Below are 10756 nucleotides of genomic sequence, written 5' to 3' on the forward strand. Positions count from 1 at the left end.
TCCGGCTGGATACGCTTGCGTCAGGCTGTGTGGGCAAGCAGCGGGAGCGCCGTCACGTCTCCGGCGGGCGTGGCGCGATCGAGAATGGAATAAGGCAGGCTAGGTACCGCCGGCGGCGCGATCCGCGCCGATTTGGTGAGCGGGAGCAGATAGAAATGGTTTGATCCGTTCCGGAAGCCGTCATGTTACGGCCGTTAACGGGCGACAGCATGTCGGAAGCGCAACCCGGCTGTTCCGACGATATTATCGTCATCAGCGTGCGGAAATCACGGATGAAGGGACGTTAGATCAGTCGCGGCGAAGGAGCCGGCCTTCTTCCAGTACGACATCATCGAGACGAATGGAAATCGGCTTATCCATATTCGGGTGCACATCGCCTTGGTCGGTCGTGATGAAGGCGTCGTGCGTGACTGCATCCGCCGGGATTGGTCCATAATATGCGAGAAGCGCGTGATTGAATGCGCTGGGCGGTAGCTCAAGGGCCATGCCGAGAAGGGGCGTCCGGCGATGGCAAGTGATCTCGCCCAATGCCGCAATGAACCGTTCTGGATTCCTGAGCGGATAGATATGACCTTCGCGGAACGGCATTTTGGTCCTCCTTCGTCGGCGCTTTATCATTTGAGCGGTCGGAAAATCATAATAGTTGCGCATTGCGCCACCAGACGGATCACGTCCTTTATATCATTACGCTCAAGCGGCATGAGCCAATAACGGTAGTACGGTGACGTCACCCCCGGTCGCCGCGCGATCGAGCACGGGGTAAGGCAGGCTTGGCACCTTGCGGGCGGCGATCCGGGCGGCGTTCGTCAAAGGAAATAAATAGGTGTGGTTGCCCGGGTGCTTCCGGCGGCGCAGAAAACCGACACGTTCGAGATCGGCGAGCCAGTGGGCGGCATCTTCGCCCGAACGACGCGCCCGAGCACCGGCGGCCACCAGCTGTTCGGCTGCATAGCGCTGACCGCATTCGTCGTTGCGGATCTTGGAGATCGCCCGGCTCGAAATCGGCTGGCCGTTGGGCAGTATGAGATCGATGCGCGCTGACGAGCGTCCGGTATAGCGGCTGCCCATCACGCAATAGAGCGTTCCGACATGGCCAGGCATGAACACCTGGCCTTGTTCGTCGGTGCGACGGATCGGATCGGCATAGGAGATGACCGAAACGATCTCCGGTTTTTCGCGACGCAGCAGTTTGAAGGCGCGTGAGAGCATCCAGGATTCAGCGTTACCGCCTGTGTCGTCGAGCAGCACGAGGCGCCCGAGGTCGCAGGCGCTCCGCGGATCGGAAAGGCCCGCGGATTTGGGGACGCTGGCATTATTGACCGGGTGGGCGAAGACGCAAACACCGACCAGGTCGGATCGCCCGCCGGCACCATTTCGGAAAAGACCGATCGACAGGCGTGTAACCGGCATCGAGGCGGCATAATGATGCTGCCTCACGAACGGGGCAGCCTGTTTGACGGTGTCAATCACATCGACGGCGAAGCGCCGGGGATCGATTTCGGTGGCGCCGGGCACCCAGCGGCAGCGCCGATCGCGCCAGCGCTGGCTTCTGGTGGTGATCATGAGCGGCAACTCCGGTTGCGGTCGCGACTCCTCCCGCTGCGCCGCGATCGGCGGTGGGAGTAAGCCGGGGCTGCCTATTGCGCGATCACGCGACGCGTGAGATCGGGTATGCGCGCATTGTCGTAGGGACTGGAGACCGACATCTCGATCGCGTCGCGTTGGGCGCGATACCAGTCGGTCGCTTCGACCGTATAAGTCTCGGTCGCGTAGGGCTCGCCGCCGCTGGAGAATTCAACGGTGACGGTGAAGGTCTGCATTTCGACCTGGGCGGATGCGTGCATGATCGGATCCCTTCGATATGAAAAGGGCGGCTCCGACCTGTGTCGAAGCCGCCTCGGGGTGGACGGGTGTTGAAAGTTGGCCCGTTGGGCCGGCCTGGATGGTCAGGTGCCCGCGGCGCTGCGCCAGCGGGTGGCGGCTTCATCAGCCGTCAGCTGGCCATGGCTCTCGGTGCAGAAACGCTGAAATTCGGCGTCCCAGGCAAGGGACGTGGTTTCCAGCACCTGGATCACTTCCCACAGGAAAGCCGTGGCCGAGCCCGCCTCGGCGACCGGGACCCAGAGGGCGAGATTGTTGCTGTCCGCGCCGCATCGCTCGCAGGTCTGGCTGTCATAGGTCGCGAGCAGCGACCATTGCTGGGTGACCTCGTCCCAGGCGGCGTTCGCATCCCGGCAGATGTCCGCGCTGCCGCAATGGCGACAGCGCGGCATCAGCGGAGCCGCTGTTGGCGTGACTGATTTCGTCCCGTTCGCGAGCGGCGGATTTTCACCCTCGGAGAAACCGGGAGGGAGCGTCAGCGAGGAGTCGGTATAGGCGCTATCCACACCGGGCCAGATACCGGTCAGGTAAGTGGCGCCGCTATTTTCATAGTCCTCCTTCTGGCCTTCCCAGTCGTTGTCCTGGACGGCGAGCCGGCAGGCATCTTCGGCGGTGGCCGCCTGATAGGTCCGGTGCCGGAAAATCGGCAGCCGGTAGGTGCTTTCGATCGTGAAGCTCGGCATGGCGTCCTCCTCAGTTCGCCTTGGCAAAGAGCTTGCGCGCCTTGCCCTCGATCTCGAGCCGGGTGTCCTGGTTGGACTTCGCGCGTGCATGTGCGGTGATGCCCTGGACAAAATCGAACAGGCTGGCGGGCGGATGACCTTCTTCGGCGATCACCGACTGGATGATCTTCGCGGTGTCCGCCTTGGAGAAGCCATTCTTGCGCAGGAAGGAGTCGCGATCCTCGTCGGACCGTGCGACGATGCGGCCGCGTGCCGTCTTGATGCCTTCGATGAAGCTCATGGCCGAGGAGTCGGCAAAGGTCTCGAGTGCAGGCGCTGCTTCATGGGCGAAGCGGTTGGCGGCGAATTTCGAGTGGCGGATGGAGATCTCCTCGAAATTTTCGACGCCCCAAAGATTACGATTCATGCAAACCGCGCGCAGATAAAAAGTCGCGATTCCCAATGTCTTGGAGCCGACTTCTGAGTTCCAGCAATAAAATCCGCGAAAGAAGAGATCGGGATCGCCATTCGGCAATTTCCCTGCTTCGATCGGATGCGTGTCGTCGACGAGGAACAGGAAAACGTCGCGATCCGACGCATAGAGGGTCGTCGTCTCGCGCGTGACGTCGACATAGGGGTTATAGCGCATCGATCGCCAGTCGAGCACACCGGGAACCTTCCAGCGCGTATCGGAAACGCCGTTGCCCGCGATCTTCATGACGGCCGCGACCAGTTCATGGTCCCAGATCCGGCCATAATCGGGTCCGGTGACGGCCCGCAATTCAGCGCGACCCTCATGGGTCTTGAGAAGCTTCACCTGCTCGCCACGATGGCTAAGGAGGCCATGCTGGAGATTGATGCCGGCGAGGGCTGCAGGAAGGTTGCGCAGATAGGAGGCGGGAGCGCCCACGAGGCTCGACAGTTGACCGAACGACCAGTTGGTGGGGGCGATCGGCTCGGCTTCGCCGGGAACGATGAGGCTGAGGCGCTCGGCATTGTCCATGGTCGCCTCGACGCGGACGTCGCGGCTTTCTACGATCCGCGTGCGAGCACGCTCAGCGCGGCGACGAACGCTCTCATAGAGGTCGTCGAGGGACAGGAACTTCTCGTCATCGGGACGCGAATACCATTCGGACGAGACCCGTCCGATGTCGCGACCGCGGGATATGTCGACCTTGTAGGCGCCCGAGACCTGGGGCGCGTCGATATGGTGGGCAAGCGTTGCCATGGGACATCTCCTGGTTGGAACGGCCCGATCCGTTTCGGACCGGCCAACCCTTCCCCACCCCCTTCCCTCCATCCTGGCGCGTGGTGCCCCGGATCCGGGCTTAGCGTGCGAGATGGTCCCGGTAGATGTCGGCTGCCCATTGCTCGATCCAGAGCGTCGTCACGTCCTCGTGGCCGATGTCGCCGTCCTCGACGAGAGAACGGATTTCAGCGCGCGCCTGAGCAATTGCCTGCTCCCAGGGGTTGGCCGGGGTTGCCCTTCTGGCTAGCTTTAATGAGTTTGGGACCGAAAAGGTTTGATCGGGAGAGAAATTTGCATCAGGTCTCTGACCGGGGCGGAGGGGAAATAGCGCACAATGGCATTCAACGAAGATCGCCAGATACTTAATCTAACGGATAGCGAGCTCGAAGACCTTATCAAGAAGTGGCTCGCGAAGGTTGCAGACGCCTATATCGGATTCGAGCGTCCAACCGCATCGGCGGACATGGGTCGCGACGCCGTTGGCTTTCTCTCGCCCCTTCGGTACGATGGTGACTGGCACAACTACCAGTGCAAGCATCTGAAGGCACCCTTGGGCAAAGCCGAGTTCGTCACCGAGATCGGCAAGATTTTCTATTACGCGAACCAAGGCGAATTCACGCTGCCCACCAATTACATATTCGTCTGTCCCAATTCGGCGGTTCGGGACGTCAAGAAGGTGATCGACCGCCCCTCGCTCATAGCAGACTTCGTGATAGGCAATTGGGATGCCTACTGCCTCAATGGCATCGCGACGACACCATGCCCGCTGACCGCTGCTCTCGAGACGGCGATCCGCGCTTATGCGTTCGAAAATGTTGAACTCTGGAAGGCCAGCGAACTGGTGGAGAAGCCTCAGATGCGCGCCGTCCTGCATGAGCATCTCGATATCGATCCTGGCGAGGCCCCGCGGGTGCAGGTCGTTGACGTGCCGGAGGATGTCGCTGACGAGGAGGCCGCCTATGTAACCCAGCTTGTGGCTGTGTTTGCCGCCGCGAGCGGGACGCCCTTCACGGGTTACGCAGAGGTCGTTGCCAACGCGACCTATGGTGCCCAGATCATCAATGCCCGTCGACGGTATCTCGAACGTCAGGCGTTTCGACGCCATTTTCGTGACAATCTGCCAGCCAGCCAGATCGACAATGTTGACGAGGACGTGCACGAGACCGTGATCGATCGGTACCACGCGCTGGGCACGGCGCCGCTTTATGAGAGGCTTACGCAGATCATGGGTGTTGCCTCCACCGCCCAGGTTACCGGCGCGCTCGGACGGCACAATCGCGTGACTCCCAGCGTCAAACAAGGCGCGTGCCACCACTTCGCGAATGTCGGACGCATGCCATGGGCCTGAGCCTGCCCATTGCCCAGCCGCAACTCTTCAACACACCACTCGAAGCGGGCGTGCGAGCGCTGCTCATTCTCGATGCCTTTGCGCCTCACGCCTTCGATCTCGCGATGATGTCGCTGCTGGACTACTACATCGTCCACACCGGCGACGCTGGTGGTCCGCCCAGCCTTCACCCCGAGATCCATGCCCGTGCCGGCGAGTATTTCGTGCGCCGTCACCTAGTCGAGGAGGGCCTGCTGCTGATGGCGCGCGCATCGCTCGTCGAACAGGTATTTACGGGCAGCGGCATCGCGTTTCGGGCGCACGAAACGGCGACCGCGATGATCGATCTGTTCGGAAGTGCGTATAATCGCCGCCTCGCCGAAGCGGCCCAGTGGCTGGCACAGGAAGCCGCCGCCCAAGGCGTCGACGCCTTCATCCAAGGTCTGAGAGACCGCCTCGAGCGCTGGTCTCACGAGATCGTCGGGAGGGCCGCAGACAATGTCTGATCGGCGAAGAATCATCATCGACCAGCTGATCTTCACCGGACCCGAGCGAACGCCGGTTTCGGTCCAATTCAAGTCGGGCGTCAACATCATCTGGGGCGCTTCGAATACCGGCAAATCGTTCGTGCGCAAATCGATCGACTATCTTCTTGGCGGAGAGCTCCCGACCCTGCCTCCCGAAGGCAAGGGTATGGACAACTATCTCCTGTGGCTCACCCTCCCCGGCGATCAGAAAGTCACTTTACGATCATCCGCTTTGGGTGGTGACATCTACAAGGCCGACGGTCATCTCCAGGCCGTTGGTGAAGGTTCGCGTGGGTACGAGGTGTTTTCGCGCAAGCACGTCAACTCACCCAACGTCTCGCGTTTTCTCCTCTCTAGCGTCGGCTATCGCGAAGCTCAGCTACTGAAGAACGAGCGTGCGGAAAAGGCGCCGTTCTCGCTCCGCGTCGTTATGCGCTATCTGCTCATCGACGAGACGAGAATGATCGATGAAAAGAGCCTGCTGCTCGCGCACAACACTACGGTCACATCGGAAGACAAGGGGCTGCTCAAATTCCTGCTGACCGGCGTAGATGGTTCCTCGATCGCGCAGGTGCGGTCCGGCGATCAGCTCAGGGCAGCGAAGGAGGGGCAGATCGAGCTTCTCTCCCAGATGGCCGAGCAGCTGCGAAAAGCGATCGACGATACGGTCGAAACCACTGCGGTTATTGCCGATCTGGCTGCTGCAGAGCGGGAAAAAGCGGAACTTCTCGACGTAGTGGAAGAGCGCCAGAACAGTCTGGATGACCTTGCGCTCAAGGAGCGCGGCCTTTCCGATGACATTCAAGGTTACCAAGCGCGGATCGCGGAATTGAATGCCTTGAAGGTGCGGTTCGATGAACTCGCACGGGTTTACGCGTCCGATATCGATCGTCTCGAAGGTCTGGAAGAAGGGGGCTTCCTGCTGCAGCGCTTCGCCACGATCAATTGCCCGTTGTGCGGGGCGTCCCCCGACCATCAAAAACACGACCATGGCCTTGGCAGCATTGAGGAGCAGCGACACGCCACCGAGCTGGAGATTGAGAAGATCCGGGCCGAGGCACGTGACCTTGCTGCGGCGCTTGCCGACGCTGACGCTGAAATCCTGGAGGTTGAGCGGCTCATCGCCGTCGCAGGTGAAAGCCTGAACGAAGCGCGCCTTGCCCGAGTCCGGGCAGCACAGAGCGAGGTATCGGCACGATCCATCTTCCTCCGCGCGAGCGCGCGGTGTGAAAAGCTCGAATCCGACTTGGATAACAGGCGCCGAGTTGCCGATCTCGAGATGCAGATCGCACGTATCAAGGCCACAAGCGTGCAATCGCGACAACGCGCCGAAGGAATCGACGTCAATCTCGACCTTTCGAACAGCGAAGCACACGAACTCTCCACCGTGGTCAAGCAGGTCCTGAAGGCATGGAACTATCCCGGCGCAGATGCGGTGCATTTCGAGAAGAGCGACCAGGACATCGTCGTTGATGGCAAGCGCCGCCGCGACAATGGCGCTGGCGTTCGGGCGCTCTTGCATGCTGCCTTCAAGATCGGCGTACTCGTCTACTGCATTGAAAAGGGGCGGCCGCATCCGGGTTTCGTTATCTTGGATTCGCCGCTCTTCGCTTATCGTCCGGCGGAAGAGGATCGCTTCGAAGATCTCACGAACGACGAGTTGGAATTGCGCAAAGCCGATGTGGCGACGCACTTTTATCGGTATCTGCAGGGCATGGCCGACCAGGCCCAGTTCATCGTGATCGAGAACCACAAGTCCGATCAGAATGTCGTCATGCCGTACGCGAATTTTCAGTTCACCAAGAACCCGAGCATCGGTCGGGCTGGCCTGTTTGTCTGACGAGAACTGGGCGGCTGCGGACGGAAGCGAAGCAGGTACTCAGCGTCAGCTTCTAACCATGAGCTGAAGGTGCTGCGCAGACTGCGGGTAGCCAGAGGGGGAACCGCCCCCGCAGCGCTACGCCGTTTGGGTTTGCTACGCGCTACGAGGGCGGTTCCCCCTCTGGCCACAGCTCAAAATATGAGACTTGATTGTCTACATTACGACGTCCCAGCATTTGCCGCAGCCTGGCTAGTTGCAGACCGCCGGTCCCTTGACGATGAAGGCCATGGCTCAGGCGGCGTCCCGGCGCAGCCACTCATAGAGCAGATGTGAATCGGGATCATATTCCGAGCCGTTCGAAATCCGCACGAGCTTCCCATCGCAGGCGAAGGCGGAGGCGCGCGGAAAGCTCAGATAGGAGCGGCCCTCGAGAATGAGATCTCCTGAGCGAACCTGAGTGATTGCCCTCGTCGTTCCGAGCGAACGGTGTCCGGCTGGCGCATCGACGAGCTTCAGGCTGTCACCGGCTCTGACCTGCTTCTTGAACGCGGCAAGGGAGACTTTGGCTTCGACGGGATTCTTTGCTCCGCGACGCGCGGCCAATGCTGCCCAATAGGCCTGCCCAAGCCGTGCCTCGCAGTAAAAAGAGCAGGTGTGGAAATCCTGGAGCAGGTTGGAGCGCGTATAGCCGAAGCGTTCCATCTGGTCGCGCACCGCAATGAAAAAGTCGTTCTGCGCGTCACGCGCGGTAAGGTCCGCTGGCGTGTGGAGTATCTCGGCAATGATCTTGCGGACGCGTGCGAATTTTTCGGTCTTGATCGCGAAGCGTGTGTCGGGAAATTTGGTCTTGAGATGACCTCCGATGCGCGCGGCGAGCGTCGAGAGATTGTCGCCGGTTCGATAGAGGTCGCCCTCATAATAGAAGTTGCCCCGCTCATCGAACGGGGTCTGGCTGTACAGGCGCGTGGACGCGCCCGGCGTCGAAACGTCGGTCATGGTCTTTCTCCGTGTTGAAGCTGTGGCGGCCGGTGCGGCGGCCGGCTGTTGTCTGGCCTCTGGGGCCCCTAGGGTAATTCCATCGCGATGAAGGCGCGGGCGCGCTTCACGGCGACCTCATCGATCTGGCCCGCGACCTCGGGCGTGGTGGCCGCCAGGCGATCGATCGCGCCAAGCAGGCTCGAGAGCAGATGAAGCGCCGTTGGAGATGCCGTTGAACTATCCCAGCCCGATGGCGGCCCTGCGTGGCAATAGCCATGATCGAGCGACCCGTAGCGCCTGACGATTGCGAGCGCCTGGTCGGCTGTTTCGCAATCGTCGAGCGCGAAGCGACACGTCATTTGATCGACCGTGATGCCGGCGTAGAAGAGCGCCGCGGACACGCCATTTGCGAGTGTGCACCGCATCGGGCGGTTCGCTTCACGATGGATATAGGCGATGTTGCCAAGTCGATCGGTTTCACGAATTCGAACGGCGTCACGACGCGGTGCGGCGTTGGTCGTTCGAGAATTGTCGTCAGAGGCGAGCATTTCCGACCGCGCGTCGATCCATGCGCAATAGCCAAGACGGGTATCGTCGTTAGCGACCTCGGTTTTCCAGTCGTCGATGGGATGGTCGGGATCGTCTTCCCAATGATCACGGCGGCTCATGAAATGCCTCCCTCAAGCGCCTTTGAAAGCGCTTCCCGCGTGAATTCTATTTCGATCCGGTCCGGGAAAACCGCGCACCAACCCCCGCCGAAACTGTCGAGATAGGGTTTGGTACAGGTGAAGCTCCAGTCGAACCCGACCGGGGCAATCGCCAGCGACGATTGGCAGCAACGCTGGATCAGCCCGGCGATCGGCCAGGGCTGGAAGTCGATCGTGCTGTAGATGGTGACTGAACTGGTCATCGGATCGTCGGTCGAACTCTCGACCCGAATGTCGGCGCCGAAGTCGGGAAAGTTCGTATCGTCAAAGATCGCGGTAAAACCACTTATGGGGTTATTCGCAATGGTCGGCGGAAAGACTGCCAGCAATTCGTCGCTGAGGGGGGCAGGTTTGAAATCGCCCATAAGATCGGCGGCAAGCTGCCATGCCTCTTCGATCAACGCCGCTTCGGCGATCGAGCAGGTGAAGGCGAATGAGCCCTGTATGAAGTGGTCGGCCATGGGGCCTCCATGAAGATAATGGGCAGCCCAATTGCCGCGCCACTCACAACCACCCTCCTCCCCTCCCTTTGACTTGAGCGCCGAATGAAGGCACGAGTTCGTTTACGCTTGCGCAAGAGCGTCTGGTTCAAGACCTGTGTTTCCAGCAAGAAGAAGGGTGTTACATGGCCGAAACCGAAGATTCGGGCGTCATGTCTTTGACCGTGACGTTGCTCAGCGCGTATTTCGCGAACAACACGGTGCCGAGTGGCGAATTGCCGGCGCTCGTGGAGGGGACACGGCGGGCTCTCCTGGGCGGCGCGCCTGTTGCGATACCAGCCGCCGCTCCTGCGGCCGAAGATGTTGCGCAGGAGACGCCCGTGGCCGCGCCTGAAACGTCAGCGGCTTCACCGACGACGCCGGTGGCCGTGCCGGAATATAAGCCGATGGTCTCCATTGAGGAAAGCCTGGCCTCGGCCGATCACATATTGAGCCTGATTGATGGCAAGCCCTACAAGGCCCTGAAACGACATCTGTCAGCGCACGGGCTGACCCCTGCGGAATATCGCGGCCGTTATGGCCTTCCGGCGGACTATCCGTTGGTTGCGCGCGGATATTCGGCGGCCCGGAGGGAAGTCGCATTGAAGCTTGGTTTGGGCGGAAAGCGCAGAGGCTCACCTGCGCCGGTCGTTGAAGAAGTACCTGCCCCTGCGGTCGCCGAGGGGCCGGAGCCGTCGGTCGCGGAGACACCCCCGGCAAAGCCTGCACCGGTGCGTCGCGCGCGCGCCAAGGCCGTCGAGGCCGGACCGAAGCCCGCGGTGAAGAAGCCCAAGCGTAAGAACGCTCCTGCGGCTGTCGCTGAAGCGGTATCCGCCCCACCGGTCGTCGAGGCGCCCGAGCCTGCCGTGGCGGACACGCCCCCGGCAAAGCCTGCATCCGTGCGTCGGTCGCCCGCGAAGACTGTCGAGGCCGGACCGAAGTCCGCGGCAGAAAAACCCAAGCGCAAGGTCTCGAAGGGCGCTCCGGCCAAGGCTCGGGTTGCGAGCTCGGAGGCTGCGGAGAAGCCCAAGCGCAGTCGAGGCACAAAGGCAGACGCCGAGGCGGTTCCTGCGGCGGAACCTGTGCCCGAGGCCACGATCGCGGAGGGCTGATCGGTGCGGTCG

The 10756-nt window shown here is 61.3% G+C and carries 12 protein-coding genes; 4 read left to right on the forward strand and 8 right to left on the reverse strand.

All coding sequences use genetic code 11. The annotated features are described in order from the left end of the window. Window positions 1–288 precede the first annotated feature (288 nt). From AEB_RS11725 to AEB_RS11745, 5 genes are all read right to left on the reverse strand, one after another. Window positions 289–588: a hypothetical protein gene (locus AEB_RS11725; RefSeq protein WP_066044516.1), complete on the reverse strand. Its 300-nt coding sequence runs from the start codon at window positions 586–588 to the stop codon at window positions 289–291. A 102-nt stretch (window positions 589–690) separates the two neighbouring features. After that, window positions 691–1563 carry a Mom family adenine methylcarbamoylation protein gene (locus AEB_RS11730; RefSeq protein WP_066044520.1) on the reverse strand — a complete coding sequence of 291 codons (873 nt, stop codon included), beginning with the start codon at window positions 1561–1563 and terminating at the stop codon, window positions 691–693. Window positions 1564–1637: 74 nt separating this feature from the next. After that, complete coding sequence (locus tag AEB_RS11735) at window positions 1638–1844, reverse strand: hypothetical protein (RefSeq protein WP_066044522.1); 207 nt, start codon at window positions 1842–1844, stop codon at window positions 1638–1640. 102 nt (window positions 1845–1946) lie between these two features. After that, entirely contained in the window at window positions 1947–2564 is a 618-nt protein-coding gene (locus AEB_RS11740; RefSeq protein ID WP_066044524.1) for a hypothetical protein, read from the reverse strand. Between the two features lie 10 nt (window positions 2565–2574). Next, the gene (locus AEB_RS11745) at window positions 2575–3771 is read right to left on the reverse strand and encodes a hypothetical protein (protein WP_066044527.1); all 1197 of its coding nucleotides are present in this window, start codon (window positions 3769–3771) and stop codon (window positions 2575–2577) included. A 355-nt stretch (window positions 3772–4126) separates the two neighbouring features. On the opposite strand from AEB_RS11745, the gene AEB_RS11750 reads away from it, so the two are divergent. The 3 genes from AEB_RS11750 to AEB_RS11760 are packed head-to-tail and all read left to right on the forward strand — an operon-like array spanning window position 4127 to window position 7486. After that, entirely contained in the window at window positions 4127–5140 is a 1014-nt protein-coding gene (locus AEB_RS11750; RefSeq protein ID WP_119083338.1) for an ABC-three component system protein, read from the forward strand. Next, window positions 5131–5625: an ABC-three component system middle component 2 gene (locus tag AEB_RS11755; RefSeq protein ID WP_066044532.1), complete on the forward strand. Its 495-nt coding sequence runs from the start codon at window positions 5131–5133 to the stop codon at window positions 5623–5625. The genes AEB_RS11750 and AEB_RS11755 overlap by 10 nt, the downstream gene beginning before the upstream one ends. Further along, on the forward strand, window positions 5618–7486 hold the full coding sequence (locus AEB_RS11760) for a hypothetical protein (protein WP_066044534.1): 1869 nt from the start codon (window positions 5618–5620) through the stop codon (window positions 7484–7486). Before AEB_RS11755 ends, AEB_RS11760 begins: the two co-directional genes overlap by 8 nt. A 273-nt stretch (window positions 7487–7759) precedes the next feature. Here the strand turns inward: AEB_RS11760 and AEB_RS11765 are convergent, their stop codons facing one another. The 3 genes from AEB_RS11765 to AEB_RS11775 all read right to left on the reverse strand — a co-directional run bounded on the left by AEB_RS11765 (window position 7760) and on the right by AEB_RS11775 (window position 9614). Further along, entirely contained in the window at window positions 7760–8464 is a 705-nt protein-coding gene (locus AEB_RS11765; protein WP_119083339.1) for a hypothetical protein, read from the reverse strand. 68 nt (window positions 8465–8532) lie between these two features. Continuing rightward, window positions 8533–9114 (reverse strand): hypothetical protein, encoded by a 582-nt coding sequence (locus AEB_RS11770; protein WP_066044538.1) that lies wholly within the window; start codon window positions 9112–9114, stop codon window positions 8533–8535. Then, window positions 9111–9614 carry a hypothetical protein gene (locus AEB_RS11775; protein ID WP_066044539.1) on the reverse strand — a complete coding sequence of 168 codons (504 nt, stop codon included), beginning with the start codon at window positions 9612–9614 and terminating at the stop codon, window positions 9111–9113. The genes AEB_RS11770 and AEB_RS11775 overlap by 4 nt, the downstream gene beginning before the upstream one ends. Window positions 9615–9778: 164 nt before the next feature. On the opposite strand from AEB_RS11775, the gene AEB_RS11780 reads away from it, so the two are divergent. After that, a complete protein-coding gene (locus AEB_RS11780; RefSeq protein ID WP_066044540.1) occupies window positions 9779–10744 on the forward strand; it encodes a MucR family transcriptional regulator in 966 nt (321 codons plus the stop codon). Window positions 10745–10756: the final 12 nt, after the last annotated feature.

Source organism: Altererythrobacter sp. B11 (assembly GCF_003569745.1).
In the GTDB taxonomy this organism is placed as follows: domain Bacteria; phylum Pseudomonadota; class Alphaproteobacteria; order Sphingomonadales; family Sphingomonadaceae; genus Croceibacterium_C.